The sequence below is a fragment of the Ruegeria sp. THAF57 genome (assembly GCF_903914075.1).
Classification (GTDB): domain Bacteria; phylum Pseudomonadota; class Alphaproteobacteria; order Rhodobacterales; family Rhodobacteraceae; genus Ruegeria.
Window position 1 is genome coordinate 83,615 of record NZ_CAIWNQ010000009.1, and the last position, 14,872, is coordinate 98,486.

Below are 14,872 nucleotides of genomic sequence, written 5' to 3' on the forward strand. Positions count from 1 at the left end.
AAGAATGGCCCCAAAACTTGTATTCCCCCTCGACAATGGGGCGTATGGTCGTGGATCTTTCCATGTGCTCATTCAGTTGAAAGCCGGAAGGCCCTTGAGTTTCTTGGGTGAGTGATCGTGGTAATGCGCCTTGTTGCGTGCATGGCGCAACGCGGCTTCAAGTATTTGATCGTCGTTTTCCAGTTCGATACCTGCCCTGTCATCAGGGTCGCTTTCTACCGGTACCGGTTGTACCCGGCCTTGCAGGACCGTGCCCCAAACGCCAATCTCCTGCAGTTTTATGGGGTCGACTGTCAAAGGGTTGTCTTCAAGGATCGTAAAATTTGCGAGCTTGCCGGTTTCGATCGAACCGATCTCATCTTCCAATCGCAATGAATATGCCGCCCCGATCGTTATCCCTTTGAGCGCGTCTTCCGCACTGATCCTCTGGTCCGGTCCCGGCACCCAGCCACTTGTTGCCACGCGGTTCACGGCGGCCCACATAAATTTAAGCGGAACAGCAGGTGCCATCGGCATATCGGAATGCAATGAGATGGAAATACCTGCATTCACGGCATCGGCCAAAGGCACCATGCGTTCTGTCCGTTCGCGTCCGACGCCTTCGGCTGCATATTTGTCAGCCAAAGTCGGCGTATAAACTGCATTCGCACTAACAAGCGCCCCAAGATCCTTGATGCGGACGATCTGGTCCGGTTGGGCATATCCAAAATGCACCATCACCGTCCGATGGTCGTCGCGCGGGTTGCGCTGCATAGCGGCGTCCAACGTGTCGAGAACGATATCCAGACCCCCGTCTCCCAAGTTATGTATATGGATCTGATATCCGGCGTCCCAATACACATCGAACACGTCCTCGAAGAACTCGGGCGTCATGATCCACTGGCCTTTGTGACCATCCGTGTATCCGTCGCGCATGATCATCAACTGGCTATAGATTGCGCCATCCAAAAGCAGCTTGATCTGCTTGGGCAGGAATTGCGTTCTGCCCTCGCTCCAACCCAGCATGGCTTCGGTTTCCGTCAGCATACGTTCGGGGCCTTCGGACTCGAGGAACATCCCGCCCAGCGTGCGTCCGTCAGGGATAAAGTAGAAGTTGAACGGCGTGTCATCCGGCCCGAACGCTTTTGCCACCAAGGCTTGCGCGTTTTGATCTACAGGGCCTGCGGGCTCGGCCAGGGTCGTGATGCCGTTGCTGTGGTAATAATCCTGCGTGTATTCCAGCGCGTCCACTACCCGGTCGATTGATGCAAAAGCGGGCGCAAACTTCTCAAAGAAGACGTGTTCCCAGAAGGCGGCCTCCAGAAAATGTCCATTCTCAAGATCAGCCTGCGATATCGCCAGCTGACTTGGCCAGCTTTGAATATAGTCGCCGGTAATGTCCAACTGCTCGAGCGCCAGAGTGTTGAAGTACATCTCGTGGGTGGAGCGTTGCCAAACAGCAACCGGAACATCTGGCACCAGCTCGTCAAGGATCGCGCGGCTCATGTCGCCGTGCCAAGTTGAGTGATACCCCCAGACCATCATTGGGCGATCCAGACTGGTATCAAAGCTTTCGACTGCTTCGACCAGTCGGTTTCTGAATGCCTCCTGATCAATAGCAAGCGGCGCAAAACCGTTTGGGGTTTCCCAGTCTTCGATTGAGATAATGGCATCAGACATCATCACCAACGCCCCAAGCAGAGGGTGAAGATGCTGTTCGATAAAGCCCGGGACAATCACCTTATCTTCGAATCCACGATCAATTGCATAGCTACCTTCGGGAATACGCTGTTCGATATCAGCCAAGACCCCCACATCCACTATGCGGCCATCTTTGACGGCCACCGCTTCCGCCATGGGTGCGTCCGGGTTCATCGTGACGATCTCTTTCCCGACGTAAACGGTGGTCGCCGGGAATTTTGGAAATTGCTGGTACGCGTCTTGCAGCGCCGAGGATTGTGCGAGGGCGTCAATTGGTAGAAGGGTGAGTGACAGTACGGAAAACAGTTTTGAAAAATTCATGGCATTACCTCGTTCAAGAGAAAACACAGAGGCGATCTTCTACCTGCGCGGTGATTCAATCAACTAAATTTTTCTTCGGTTTTCAGGACTTATTGCTCATCATGTGCCCTTGAAACCTGCTGAGGGGTCGACGCCACGTCCTGATGCCATGGTATCGTTGTTTGCGATATACACGATTAAGGTTAGGGCGGTTTCGCGAAAGGGTTAAGGATGATCAAACGCATTTGGCATGGTTACACGACGCATGAAAACGCTGATACTTATCAGGCCTTGCTGCACGACACGGTGTTTCCCGGCATCGAGGCCAAGAACATCCCGGGCTATCGCAAAATCGAGCTATTGCGCCGGGATCTTGGGCAAGAGGTCGAGTTTATGACCATCATGACCTTCGACAGTCTGCAAAACGTCATTGATTTTCAGGGCGAGGATTATGAGCGTTGCTATGTTCCGGCTGAGGCGCAAAGAGTCCTTAGTCGGTGGGATTTGACCAGCGCACATTATGAAGAAATTGAGCACCACGATTACTGAAACACGTTGGTCGCAAGATCTTGCCTAGTATCCATAGGTTTCGTTTTGAAACCCGTAGGGCTAAGGCTATTGTATGCCACAGACGCAATAGTTGGCATTTTCCAACACTCGCTCGAAGTCTTTGTATTTTAAGAAGGATGAGACATTTGCAATTCCTGAGATTTATTGGATTGGTATTAATTTCGGCATTCATTGGAACAGGCGCTGCGCAGGCGCAGTCAGAAGCTGAAGATCTGGCCAAGCAGTTGGCGAACCCTGTCGCGGCACTAATCAGTGTGCCGTTCCAACTGAATTATGATGAGAACATCGGGCCAGATGATGGCGGGTCCCGCTGGACCCTGAACATTCAACCCGTCATTCCTTTTGACTTGACTGAAGATTTGAATTTGATCTCTCGAACGATTTTGCCCGTTGTGTCCACCGATGGCATCCCAACTGGCGCAGGCAGCGAATTTGGATTGGGTGATACGGTCCAAAGTTTCTTTATTTCCCCAAAGCGGCCAACTGCTGGGGGATGGATATGGGGTGCTGGCCCGGTATTTCTGCTGCCAACATCCACGGATGACACATTGGGTCTTGGTGAATGGGGCGCAGGCCTAACGGCAGTAGCCCTCAAACAACAGGGCCCATGGACATACGGAGGGTTGACCAACCACATCTGGGACATCAGCGGCGACACTGACGTCAACCAGACGTTCTTACAGCCCTTCCTGTCTTACACGACTCCAAATGCATGGACATTCACGCTTAACAGCGAGTCCACCTATGACTGGGAAGCCGAGCAATGGTCGGTTCCGCTTAACGCGGTCGCAACGAAAGTGACCAAAGTTGGTGATCAACTCATAAGCGTCGGTGGCGGTGTTCGTTATTGGGCAGATAGCACGGATGCAGGGCCTGAAGGTTGGGGCGCACGTCTGATCCTGACCTTGCTGTTCCCGCGATAGTGGTCTGACGCGGTCACCCAAAAATATAACCGATACCCCGAACGGTGCGAATGACCTCGGGTTTAGAAGGGTTCCTTTCGATCTTTCGCCGCAGGCGGGAAATGCGCAGGTCGATTGAGCGGTCGAAAGGTTCCCAACCGCGGTCGTGGGCCCGTTCTAAAAGCTGGTCCCGGTTCAGAACTCGGCCCCGGTTCTCGGCAAAAACCCGAAGCAAGTTAAATTCCATCGCGGTCACCGGAATTTCCTGCCCCTCGGTGTCGAAAAGACGCGCCGCGTCCAAATCCAGGCAGCAGCTTCCGAATGGCACTTTGGCCGCAAGACAGGTTTGGTTGGCAGGAGCGGCCGGTTCGCCACCACCCCCTGCTGCGGGCCAGCGCCGAATGGCAGCTTTGATCCGCGCCTCCAACTCGCGCAAGTCAACGGGTTTACCAAGATAATCATCCGCACCCATCTCAAGCCCAACAACACGGTCGATGACGTCAGCCGCAGCGGTCAACATAATGACCGGAACTTCTGTTTCTTGCCGCAGCCGTTGCAATGCAGCCAAACCATTCTGGCCCGGCATGTTGATGTCCAAAACAATCAGATCCGGTGCAGGACCGTCGCTGATACAGTCAAACAGCGCGTCTGCATTCTCGGCCTCGCGGACGTCAAAGCCGCGCTCGGCCAGGTATTCCGCGACCATTTCCCGAAGATGCGGTTCGTCATCGCAGATGATGATGTTTCCATTGCTCATGACCGGGGCCCGCCTGCCTCGTGCGAATTGAAAATCTGGTCGACCAGTCTTAACAGGTCCTGAGGCGCAATTGGCTTTTCCATGTATCTGCAATTGTTGGATTTTAGAAACTCTATCGTCTTACGGCTCATTGCGTTACCTGTCACGAAACCAAAGCGGGTCAAGCACTCGGGCTTTTGCTGCGCAATCAGCTTCAACAATTCCGTCCCATCCATACCCGGCATTGTCATGTCACTGAGTATGACATCGTATTCGTCCCGCTCCAGCAAATCCAATGCGTCCCGGGAATCGTTGCAAGTTGTCACTTCGTATCCAGCATCCTCGAGAATATCGGAAATCAACTCGGTTACATCTTGCTCGTCGTCGATGCTGAGTACCTTCAGCCTCGAGGTGTTCGAGGACAGCGTTTCTTCGGCGTTCGGAGCGGCCTGATCAGGTGATGCTGGTTTCAGGCAAATCCGAAATCTTGCACCTTCACCTGGTGCTGTTTCGACGGTCAACCTGCCGCCATGACTGGTCACGATGCGATGGCAAAAGGCCAGTCCAACCCCCGTCCCTTCGCCCGCCACCTTGGTCGTGAAGAACGGCTCGAAAATCCGGGACTGGATGGCGGGGTCAATTCCATGCCCGTTGTCGTCGACTTCGATGAAAACATGACCAGACTTCGGTTCCGTCCCGCTGCGCAGTGTGACGCGGCCCTGTTCGCCCAAACTCGCGACAGCATGTTCCGCGTTGACCACAAGATTGGTCAAAACCTGAACAATCTGATCGGGGTCTGCATCAACACATGGCGCATTTGGGTCCAACTCGACCCGCACATCTGCGCCGGAACTCTTCAACCCGTACCCCGAAATCTCGAGCGCAGCTTCGACAAGAGTTCCGACATCGCATTGCACAATTTCCATCGGACGTTGGCGGGCCATGGCCAAGAACGCCCGCACGATCCTTGTGCAGCGTTCAGCGGCTTGACCAATACGTTCCACCCGGCGCTTCAGAACAGGATCATCAACCTTGTCCTGCAACATCAGCGCATAGCCGACGACGATGGACAGAGGGTTGTTCAACTCGTGCGCCACACCCGCAAGCAACGATCCCAACGCTGACAATTTCTCGTTCTGATGTGCGATTTCGCGCTGCTTTTCCAGTTCGTCCTGCATCTGCAGGTAATCGGTCATGTCTCGCGTTGATGATACGATGACGTTCTCACCCTTGAAGTCGATCACCCGGGCCGATGTCAGCCCCTGCATGACGCTTCCATCCTGTTTAAGGAATCGGACGGGGTAATTGTCCAACTGCCCCGTGGGTAACAGCGCATCCAGATAGGCCTGTCGATCCTCGGGGTTCAGAAAGAACCCCAGCGTGGTATCCAATTGACCAAAACGTTCCCGCGAGGCCGGAGGGCAATAGAGGATTCTGCCGTCATCCACACGCGAGACCAGAAAAGGCGTGGGCGAGGCATCAACAATCGTGCGTACCAGCAGATCGGCTTCGCGCTGCGCCTGCTCAATCTGATCCCGTCCGCTCTGGTCCGAGAGGGTCAGCAACAATTCGCCCGCGTCGCTTTTCCTGCCAGAGAAGGTGACTGGACGACCATCGCGCGTGTCCAGCCTGGTTTCTGCAACCGTTTGCGCGCTCAACCGGATCAGGGCGTCCTTGCTGTCTGAATGGGGTGCAAAATGTCCCCTTGCCGCAACAGCACACGCAAAATCCTCGAACCGAATGCCCGGTTGCACATCTCGCTCGGCAAGACCAACAAAACTCGAGAATGCGGGATTGCAGACGATCAGGCAGCCATCCCGATCCCACAGGCTGATGCCATCCCTCAACGGGTGAATTGCGCTGTGCAGCAAGTCGCGTGCGGTGTCCGTGTCAACCTGCCGCGCAGCGGCGTCTTCCCTACCTCCCAGCGGTGCAAGCACATACCCGCGGTCATTGCCGCACTCAAAGCTGGAAACGACCACCACTTGATTGCCTTGCAGTTCCATCGTGACGCTGGCGTTTCCACCAAGCAACAGGCTCGCGGCCGTTCTTGCAGAACAGACCGTTTCTTCGGCGGTCAACTTCAATGCGTTGGACAAAATCTCATCAAGAAAAGCGCGTTCTGACAAACTTTCAGGTGCAGGCAGCCCAGCCGGGATGACACCGTTCCATTCCACGCACAAACCAGCCCTGTCGAAACGGAAAAAACTGACGGTTGCGTCAGATTTTTGGGGCTGGGACTTGGCGGCGCGTGAATGCATCTGGTTTCTCTTCAAATAGTGAACTTTCTATGTGACCGCAGGACGTGTCTGTCTGACGTCACCACATAAATCCGTTTGTATCAATTGTATCTGCGCCAAATGCCTGCTTTGGCAGGCGTACACAAAAAAGGCCCCCTCGTTCAGAGGGGGCCGATCACTCGTTAAGATAAATCAGTTCAATCGAAGAGTCTTGGGCTTGCTTCCACCCGACTGGACCTTGAGACCGCCATTGCCCGGGCTTTTGCAATTCATCGAATACTTGGCACCGTTCGACTGGAACTTGGGCGAGACACCTTCGATTTTCACCCAACCGTTTTCCGGGCCGTTGCCGTTGGGAATATCCCAGGTGTGCTGCACCACGGCGATCTTGTTGGGTGCTGTCTTGGCGGTAAAGACGTTGCTTTTCTTGCCAGTGTTATGCACGAACCGATACTTGATCTGAGCGTTGGCCGTATTGGTGGAAATTGCGGTTGTAGTCTTGATTTTGCAGGCCCCGTTGGGCGGCGCGATTTCAGTCAGTTTCATCGTAGCCTTCTTTACGGAAACCGGCTGGGTATAGCCTTTAACGCCACCCCCGGCCAAAGGCACGCGCGGCCCTGAGAACTTGCTGCAGACGATCTTGACCGTCTTCGGCGCAGAATATTCCCAGATTTGGTTATTGGACCCGGCGCCCGACGCCTCGACCGTGGTTTTCAGCGAAACCTTAAAGCTCACCTCGTGGTTAGAACCAAAGATTTGCTTGTCCGATTTACCCTGGTTGCGCAGGACGGTTGCTTTCATTTCGCACATGCTGACAGCCGCGGATTCGATCGTGCCGACGCTAAGGGCGAAGGGCCAGTTATAGTCGATGGACTTAGGGCGATTGCCGACCGAATAGGTGACTGTCTTTTTGTAAAATGACGTGCCTTGAACCTTGGCGGCGATACCGAAACCATGGGTGATTTCAGGCTCCATGGTCCAATTTTTGATCCGCCCTGCGGTGCCGGTGTCATATTTGAGATTGGCACCGACCACGAACTTTCCGTTCAGATCCAGCTTGGTATAATTCTGACCGTTGCTGAGAACTTTCAGCGAGGTCGGGTTTGTGTTGGTTACGGTCGCCACACCACTGTCGGCCGAGGCCACATGCGGCAAGGCGGCAAAAATGCCAGAGATCAGAGCTACGGTTTTGATACTGGTTACGGTCTTCATAATCATAATTCCTTCAGCTTTCTGTTTGCTTGTGACTGTCTGTCGTCTGGCACCCGAGAAAGGTTCAAATTTTTTTTGAGGGCCTGTTCGAACTGCGCCTGCGGCGTGAGAATAAGGTTCAGACGTATCTGGCAGATGTCCGGCAGATGTTTGGAATGTATCGACTTTGTCAGCGCCTTGTGCGGTCAGCACCCACCGGATTGCACAAGGCCATAACCAAAGCGCGTATCTCGGCCTGACGGACCAAGATCAACGGCTGTCTGGCGCAAGATGCGTCGCGCTTTGTCCAGAGACAGCCCGCCAAGGGATGCGTGCCGGGCCAGCAAAGCGGTCACAAGCGGCGCGGCATAAGATGTCCCCGACCGATAACCGCCGCCTTTCGCTGTAATGACCCATAAGTCGACCCCCGGCGCAGAGAACTCGATATGAGGGCCCTTGTTTGCCTTGCCATAAATCCGGCGGGCCGCGTCCACTGCTGTCACGGCAATGGTATCGGGGGATGCCGCTGGCAAACGCGGCGCGTTGCTGCTGTCATTTCCGGCGGCTGCAACCACGACCATGCCACGCGCGCGGGCTATGGCAAGCAATTCTACAAACACCGCGTTAGGCGCGCCTGACATCGACATATTGACCAACTGAACATTGCGCGCGCGTAGCCAGTCCAGACCCGTGGCAATATCTTCCAACCGTGCACCTTCACGGCCTTTGTCGCGACCAAAGGCTTCGGCCGCAAAAATCTCTGAACCCGGTGCCAAGCCGATAATCCCGCCTGAGCCATTCCCGGCGATTAACCCTACGACTGCCGTAGCATGGTCGGTTCCCGAGGGCCTGAGCCCCGGCGTCAGCACAGACTGACGCTGGATGCGCACCCCGGCAAGCGCCGGGTGGCCCGCCTGAACAGGGCCGTCGATTACTCCGACCCGCACGGCGCGCCGAAGAGCGCAGGATTGCTCAGGAGGATCTCCTACCATCGCGGCAGCATAGAGACGCGGCGGGGCCGCAAACCCGTAAATGTGATGGCGGTCAACGTCAGCATCTGGCGCAGGGATAGCCAAAGCAGCGCGGGCGTCTGCAAGTGTCAGCCCTTGGGGGAAAGCATAAAACAGCATGACCCGGCCCATCTGAGGTAGATTTCGCCTGCGCAAAAGCTGCGCCCCACGATCTTGCAACACATCCCGTGCCGTTTGCTCTTGTCGCGCTGGGATAAGAACAGTGTATTCCGGTGAACCGTCCGGCGCAGGCACCATGTCCCGCGCAGCGCGCTCAGTGTTGCGCTGGCGTTGTGCGCAAAGCGTGATGGACCCAAGGTCTCGTCCGGTTGTTCCACGGATGGCCCAGACAAGGCGATAGGTTTCGCCCGCCCGAAGCCCCCGCGACGGCACAGCGATCGTGACTTGGCTGCGTGACCAGCGTAGCACCTGCATTTTGAGGGTCTGACCCCGGCTGGTCGCGAGAATGTCACTGGGTCTTCCGCCAAAATCGCGGGCTTCAATTCGGATGGTATCTCTGGGCTTTACGCATCCCGTGGCGATGATCCGAAAGTCTTCGGCCTGCGCTGCAATCGGTAAAGCAAGCAATAGAAGGAGCATGAAAATACGCATGATCAATCCCCTCCCTCGACTTCGACGCTTTCCACAATCCCCGTTGCGGCGTTTAGACGGTCCAACGCACGGGCGGCGGCGCCTTCGTCTTTCGCGGCCAGCGTATACAGACCCAAAGCCGACGGCCCGGACACGATGGTCAAGTCCAATTCCAGCAAAAGGGCGCGGATTTCTTTTTCGGTGGCTGTCGCTGCAAATGCCACTGTCAGGGTTGGCCCAGTGTCCAGAGATTCAGGACCACCATCGGCCAGCTCGACATCTGGTCCAGTGTTCAAATAGGGCAACGTCGCCTGAACGGCCAGCAAAGCCATTGCTGCAATGGCGGCGATTTTCCAAAGTCCGGGCTTTGTTGCTTTTGGCTGCGTCACGGAGCGATTTGCATTTGCATCCCGCATAAGCCTTGCCAACCCAAACTCACCCGGAGAGGTTTCGACTTCGGTCCCTTGCATTTGTATCCGCGCGGCCGTCAAAGCAGCCAACTCGGCCCGTAGTTCGGGATTTGCAGCAACGGCCTGTTCAAGCACACGGCGCTCTTCACCCTCCAAGGTATCATTTGCAAGAAACACCAACAGGTCTTGAGGTTCATCATCCTCGCTATTTGGACCGGTCATGTGGCTGCCTCCTTCATCCGACCTGACAGGCAGCGCAACAAAAGCTTCTTTGCGTGAAAAATTCGCGTTTTGATCGTGTTTTCAGGGGCGTCAACCACGCGCGAAATCTCGCCGTAACTCATGTCTTCGTAGAACGCGAGCTCAATGGCGCTGCGGTGATCGGCTTTAAGCCCCTCAAGACAGAACCGAAGATGTTCGGCCTCTTGCGCGGCGGCAAGGCAGGCCACGGCATCAGGCCCTTCATCAACCTGCTCGGGCAGGTCATCGCTTGGCGAGATACGTTTATGTTTTCTGAAGTGATCCATCGTCTTCCTGTAGGCAATTCCAAATACCCAGGTCTTGACAGCAGACCGACCCTCGAACTTACCGGCCGAGCGCCAGACTTCCATGAAGACCTCATGAAGTATGTCGCCCGCTTCGAACGGATCGTTCATTTTTGAAGCAATAAATCTGTAAACCGGCTTCTCCAGCGCCCGGTACAAACCGGCCAAAGCGGTCTTGTCCCCGCCCGCGACGGCCTGCAGCAAGGCGTTCAGTTGTGCGTTATTCATGGCTATTGCCTAAGCTGCAAAACAGGTTGCTGGCTTGGCGAAGTGTTCAGTCCACGTACCGAAGACACAGCCAACAGGTTCCCTGCAGTGTCAAACGCGGCAACCCGCCAGCGCAAAACCCTGATCTTACGCAAGCGATCAAGCGTGAAGTCTTTCAATCGCGTTGACCGTTCTTTGGTATCCAAAGCGGCGATCTGTTTTGGCGCAAGCCCACCGGCACCCGAATCCAGAAATTCCAGACGATAGAGGCTTGCGTTGGGAACCGGTTGCCAACTGAACACAGTCGCCGCGCTTAGCCCTGCGCCCGGTTGGGGCGCCGAAAGATTTAGCATTGGCTTGGAGGCTGGATCCGGCGTTTGCGGCTCAATGGGCACGGCGGTGACCGTATAGCGCAGATCGGGCACGGATAGCGTAAAGCTGCCTCGCTGTCCGGGCGAGGGTACGAACCGCACCCTGTAGATGCCGGGTCGATCTACCGGCAGCGGCGGGCTTTCAAATGTGACGCGCCGTGCGCCTGCCAGAACCTGACGAACTCTTCCGACGACACGGAAATCACCCGCGACGTCCGACGGACCGGCAACCTCCCACGCGCCGTCAAGGATGCCGCGTCCGTTCGTAGTCAACTCAAGCCGGGCCGCCAATTGTGAGCCGCTGGGAACCACCCGGAAAAGACTGTCGTCGTCAAAGGCAAGATCAGCAAAACGCACGGCCAGTGGACCGCCGCTGGTCGTTTGCAGGCGCAAGGTTGCGGGCGCCGAGGTTCCGTTGAAATCCGTGAAGCTGCGGGTCAGAACGGCGTTGCCCGCCTGCGCAATCCGTGCCGCTGTTGTCCGGTCAACAACAAGCCGTTCGGACAGTGTTACAAAGATCAGACCACCGCCTGGATGCTGCACCGTTCGGCGCAGCGGGCCGCCAATAGTACCGCCGGTGCTGAGTTGCGCGCCGGGCGAAGTGACCGTAACGGCTCTTGCTGTTCGCGAGATTACCCCGACGCGCCAGTTCAAGGTTATTGCGGATTCACCCGACCCATTGACGCGCGCCGTCGGAGGATTGACGGAAACCGGCCCCGCTGCATGAGCCAAGCCGCACAAAAGGGACAAGACAAAGCTGAGTATGAGTGTTGGCAGAAATCGCATACTCCGCCTCCTACCTGAAGAAATTCGTTGTTGCGCGAAGGGTCAGGCCGACCAGAGTATCCTCGTCCCCGCCACTTTCGCTGGCATAGGGCCCGTCGGCGCGGCTTGCGCTCAGAACCAGTTCGGCTGTTGGGTGGAACCGCCACGCCAGTTCGGTTGCATAATACTCTCCGTCCAGCGCGAAGGGTTCATCAGTGCGCGTTATGCCGGTATCGAGCCGAAAAATCAGATCATCCGGCCGCAGCGCATAGCTGAAGCCCAAAGTGGCTTCGTACCGCTCCCATGTATCAAAATCGCCATCCACACGCGTGTATCCCGCGGTGCCATTCACATTCGCCCGATCGTTGACGCCATAGTCAAAAGCTGCGTTCAAACTGTGGCTGTCGGTGTCGATATCCAACACCCCCTGATCATCTTCACGGATGCGGACATAATCCAGTGACCAATTGCCGACATCCCCCAGCTTGTCGAACCCCACATACAAAGTTGTTGAGGTATAATCCTCCGGCGGGGGTGCCGCGTTGGGGGTCGTCAGCCGATCCTGTTCGATATAGCCACCCCCAAAACGCAGGGCTGTACCCTGCCAGAACCCCTCGCCCTGCAAGTCATAGCGGAGGTCGGTCAGGACTTGCGAAATCCGATCTTCGGGCCAGTCGGATGGCCCCCCGACATTGGTTTTCTGAGTATCTGCAAAGATGTTCAAAGCGAACCGGTTGGCGCTGTAATCCATCGTGAGTCGCCAGGTTTCGGCCCCGACTGCAACACCGGGATTGGCGAGCGAAAAATAGTCCTGATCTGCTTTTTCATAGCCCAACCCCACGGTTAAGGCCCGGTCACCCGCATCCGTGTTCAAAATGTCGTAGCTTAGGTGGGACAGAACCGCATTTGCACTGGTTTCCGGCAATGGGCCGCCGTCGTCTTCGTCCCATTCGGTCTGTGACCAAACCGACCCATAATACAATCGCCCACCCAACAATGTCCCGTCCAGCGAAAGCGACGAGCCTTGACCGGAACCTGTCGCGCTGCCGCCATAGGGGTCACCATCGCCGGTATAGGTCTGCACGGACACCCTGAAGTCCTGCGTAGCAAAAGGTTGGAACGCGAACCTTGCCCCCTGCATGCGGCTGTCTTCGTCCGCCAACCCTGTGAAGTTGGCGGCTCCCAATGCGTCGGCACTTTGCGACGCGAAGGCCCCCAGTTCCACGCGCTGATCAAACAGGCCCATGTCGACCGATAGACCGCGCCGGGAAACATCGCCCACAAGCGCGCGGTCATAGTCGAGCATCTGATGGCCCAATCGCCCAGTTAAGTTTGTGGCACCCAGCGTGCGATTGAACTCGAACAGATATTCGGCAATATCTACCGGGTTTTCGGTGATCCTCTCGACGGGGCGCGTTGAGCCCAAGTAACTGACTTGTCCGCGAAAACTACCTTCTTCATTTTCCACGCCAAATGAACCGCTGCTTGAGGCGTTTGCGGCTTCGTCGCTGTTGAGAGATTGGATGCTGGCCTCGTGGCTGGCGTCAATGGAAACTGTTAACCGGCTGCGGGCCGTGGTCAGGAAGCTGTAACTGGCGATCGGCACAAAGCCGCCACCCTCAAGCAGATAGACGGTCACATCGTGGAACTCACCCGCCAAAGGGGTGACAATGTTCAGAACAAGCTGTCCATTCTCGACCGCCGCGACATCGGTCATGTCGATGCCGTCAACTTCGATTGCCACCTCTCCGGTCAGGCTGGAAATGTCGAGCGGCAGGAAAAGCGTTTGCCCGGCTTCCAGCGTCCCAAGATCTTCAATCAGATCCTGCGCGACTGCGGGGGTGGTCGCCATGGCCAATCCACCGATGCACAAAAAACACCGGACTTTCTGTTTGAATTGCTGCCGCAAAACTGCGCCCTCGTCGTCTCGTCGCAGTGCAACGCCCTATGCGGCGAAACTGCCTAAAATATTGTTTTGCTAAGGATCAGGAGAGAGCAGTAACGAGACAAGCCACTGTAATGTCTCAATTGTTGCTGTTGTGTATCAGCTTGGGTCACGCACTAAATCACACAAGGCTTTGGTGCCTGTGCAACGTGTCTGACAGGATACAATTGATACACCCGCAGGGATATTCCGAAGGCTCTGCCCGAAGTAAAGTCTGCACGTACCCAGACTGCAAAAGGCATGGTGATGGCTGAATACGAGTTTGTTGAAAGTGCCCCGTTCGAAGCGGGGTTTGCAGAAGTGTATGAATGGCAGATTGCCCCCTTTTTGCGCGGCAAAGAGGAAGAGCGCCAAGCCGCTATCTCGCGCAGCATGGTCTGGGTGAAACTTATTGGCATTGTCTCGGTCGTTCTGGCTGCTTTGGCATCGTATTACGTCCACCCGCTCCTGGGTATTTTTCCACTGGGGTTTGGTGGCGGTGCAGCGTTGATTATCTATCTCGAACGCGGAAGCCGCATCAGCAAGGACGTGTCGGGTTTCGTGCGTCCGATCTTGTGCAAGTTTCTAGGCAACATGGACTTGCACCCACAGGTCCCCGCCGACTTTATGCCAATAGGCCGCCTTGTTGCCCTGCAGATTTTACCCAAGGCCGAGCGGATACGCGAGGACACAGCCATCACGGGAACATGGCGGGATACAAACTACAAGCTGCTGAAGATGAGTTGCTCTGAAAGCTATCGCGATCACAATGACGACCGGAAATACAGAACCTTGTTCGCCGGAATCGTGCTTGAGATCGACTGCCCGGTCTACATGCCACGCACTGTGTTCGTCAAGGATTTTGGCGAGACCCTGAACAAGCTGTATTCTTGGGCGTCCCGCAATACCTTGCCAACTCATCGCTGGGATTTGGGTGTTGAAGATGCCGAACAGGTTTTTGAGGTCTACACTGACGACCCGGCCCAACTTGGTCAGTATCTTAAACCTCAATTCGCCGATACGCTGACGGACATTGCCGGACGGTTTCAGGGAGGTAAGGATTACTGCGCAGCGGCCTTTTCTGGCAGGCGGTTCTATCTGGCACTCAGCTTGCCGCATAGCTTTTTGGGGTTTGATGTCGCCGGCGCCCCCCTGAGCGAGGCTAATGACAGCATCCACCGTGCTTTGCGCGATCTGATGACGCCAAGGCAGATCATCGACGCCCTGCACGCCTGAGGGGTGTGGCGTTGGCTTCGCCTGTGCTTTCAGGCAAACGCAATATCGACTGAGCCGAATGGACCGAAATCCGCTTGGAATTTACTTCCCGGAGGGCATTTGGCCGGACTCAACGCCCTGTCCGCATTGCGACGTCCTGCGCGCCACCTTTACCGATCACATTTGCCATCTCACCTTCATAATCCAGCGTTTGA

Annotated in this window: 12 protein-coding genes; 3 read left to right on the top strand and 9 right to left on the bottom strand. The window is 55.9% G+C overall.

The genetic code is table 11. The features are described 5' to 3' along the window. Window positions 1–72: 72 nt before the first annotated feature. Window positions 73–2,001: an amidohydrolase gene (locus RUESEDTHA_RS18085; RefSeq protein WP_180888069.1), complete on the bottom strand. Its 1,929-nt coding sequence runs from the start codon at window positions 1,999–2,001 to the stop codon at window positions 73–75. 210 nt (window positions 2,002–2,211) lie between these two features. Between RUESEDTHA_RS18085 and RUESEDTHA_RS18090 the strand changes: the two genes are divergently transcribed. Then, complete coding sequence (locus tag RUESEDTHA_RS18090) at window positions 2,212–2,529, top strand: antibiotic biosynthesis monooxygenase (protein WP_180888070.1); 318 nt, start codon at window positions 2,212–2,214, stop codon at window positions 2,527–2,529. A gap of 146 nt (window positions 2,530–2,675) precedes the next feature. Next, window positions 2,676–3,473 (top strand): transporter, encoded by a 798-nt coding sequence (locus tag RUESEDTHA_RS20935; RefSeq protein ID WP_255431817.1) that lies wholly within the window; start codon window positions 2,676–2,678, stop codon window positions 3,471–3,473. A gap of 13 nt (window positions 3,474–3,486) precedes the next feature. Here the strand turns inward: RUESEDTHA_RS20935 and RUESEDTHA_RS18100 are convergent, their stop codons facing one another. From RUESEDTHA_RS18100 to RUESEDTHA_RS18135, 8 genes are all read right to left on the bottom strand, one after another. Then, window positions 3,487–4,209: a response regulator gene (locus RUESEDTHA_RS18100; protein WP_180888072.1), complete on the bottom strand. Its 723-nt coding sequence runs from the start codon at window positions 4,207–4,209 to the stop codon at window positions 3,487–3,489. Further along, a complete protein-coding gene (locus RUESEDTHA_RS18105) occupies window positions 4,206–6,449 on the bottom strand; it encodes an ATP-binding protein (RefSeq protein WP_180888073.1) in 2,244 nt (747 codons plus the stop codon). Before RUESEDTHA_RS18105 ends, RUESEDTHA_RS18100 begins: the two co-directional genes overlap by 4 nt. A gap of 171 nt (window positions 6,450–6,620) precedes the next feature. After that, on the bottom strand, window positions 6,621–7,640 hold the full coding sequence (locus tag RUESEDTHA_RS18110) for a hypothetical protein (RefSeq protein ID WP_180888074.1): 1,020 nt from the start codon (window positions 7,638–7,640) through the stop codon (window positions 6,621–6,623). A gap of 185 nt (window positions 7,641–7,825) precedes the next feature. Then, window positions 7,826–9,241, bottom strand: a complete 1,416-nt coding sequence (locus RUESEDTHA_RS18115; protein WP_180888075.1) for a S8 family serine peptidase — start codon at window positions 9,239–9,241, stop codon at window positions 7,826–7,828. Window positions 9,242–9,243: 2 nt separating this feature from the next. Further along, entirely contained in the window at window positions 9,244–9,852 is a 609-nt protein-coding gene (locus tag RUESEDTHA_RS18120; protein WP_180888076.1) for a hypothetical protein, read from the bottom strand. Next, complete coding sequence (locus RUESEDTHA_RS18125; protein WP_171212538.1) at window positions 9,849–10,403, bottom strand: RNA polymerase sigma factor; 555 nt, start codon at window positions 10,401–10,403, stop codon at window positions 9,849–9,851. Before RUESEDTHA_RS18125 ends, RUESEDTHA_RS18120 begins: the two co-directional genes overlap by 4 nt. Before the next feature lie 2 nt (window positions 10,404–10,405). Continuing rightward, a complete protein-coding gene (locus RUESEDTHA_RS18130) occupies window positions 10,406–11,539 on the bottom strand; it encodes a hypothetical protein (protein ID WP_180888077.1) in 1,134 nt (377 codons plus the stop codon). A 10-nt stretch (window positions 11,540–11,549) separates the two neighbouring features. Next, complete coding sequence (locus tag RUESEDTHA_RS18135; protein ID WP_180888078.1) at window positions 11,550–13,370, bottom strand: hypothetical protein; 1,821 nt, start codon at window positions 13,368–13,370, stop codon at window positions 11,550–11,552. 339 nt (window positions 13,371–13,709) lie between these two features. Here RUESEDTHA_RS18135 and RUESEDTHA_RS18140 point away from each other — a divergent pair, with 339 nt between their 5' ends. After that, window positions 13,710–14,678 carry a DUF3137 domain-containing protein gene (locus tag RUESEDTHA_RS18140; RefSeq protein WP_180888079.1) on the top strand — a complete coding sequence of 323 codons (969 nt, stop codon included), beginning with the start codon at window positions 13,710–13,712 and terminating at the stop codon, window positions 14,676–14,678. Window positions 14,679–14,872 lie beyond the last annotated feature (194 nt).

What these genes read in the sequence shown, in the direction of transcription:
- RUESEDTHA_RS18085 (WP_180888069.1), bottom strand. Translation starts at nt 2,001, where the DNA reads ATGAATTTTTCAAAACTGTTTTCCGTACTGTCACTCACCCTTCTACCA.
- RUESEDTHA_RS18090 (WP_180888070.1), top strand. Translation starts at nt 2,212, where the DNA reads ATGATCAAACGCATTTGGCATGGTTACACGACGCATGAAAACGCTGAT.
- RUESEDTHA_RS18100 (WP_180888072.1), bottom strand. Translation starts at nt 4,209, where the DNA reads ATGAGCAATGGAAACATCATCATCTGCGATGACGAACCGCATCTTCGG.
- RUESEDTHA_RS18105 (WP_180888073.1), bottom strand. Translation starts at nt 6,449, where the DNA reads ATGCATTCACGCGCCGCCAAGTCCCAGCCCCAAAAATCTGACGCAACC.
- RUESEDTHA_RS18110 (WP_180888074.1), bottom strand. Translation starts at nt 7,640, where the DNA reads ATGAAGACCGTAACCAGTATCAAAACCGTAGCTCTGATCTCTGGCATT.
- RUESEDTHA_RS18115 (WP_180888075.1), bottom strand. Translation starts at nt 9,241, where the DNA reads ATGCGTATTTTCATGCTCCTTCTATTGCTTGCTTTACCGATTGCAGCG.
- RUESEDTHA_RS18120 (WP_180888076.1), bottom strand. Translation starts at nt 9,852, where the DNA reads ATGACCGGTCCAAATAGCGAGGATGATGAACCTCAAGACCTGTTGGTG.
- RUESEDTHA_RS18125 (WP_171212538.1), bottom strand. Translation starts at nt 10,403, where the DNA reads ATGAATAACGCACAACTGAACGCCTTGCTGCAGGCCGTCGCGGGCGGG.
- RUESEDTHA_RS18130 (WP_180888077.1), bottom strand. Translation starts at nt 11,539, where the DNA reads ATGCGATTTCTGCCAACACTCATACTCAGCTTTGTCTTGTCCCTTTTG.
- RUESEDTHA_RS18135 (WP_180888078.1), bottom strand. Translation starts at nt 13,370, where the DNA reads ATGGCGACCACCCCCGCAGTCGCGCAGGATCTGATTGAAGATCTTGGG.
- RUESEDTHA_RS18140 (WP_180888079.1), top strand. Translation starts at nt 13,710, where the DNA reads ATGGCTGAATACGAGTTTGTTGAAAGTGCCCCGTTCGAAGCGGGGTTT.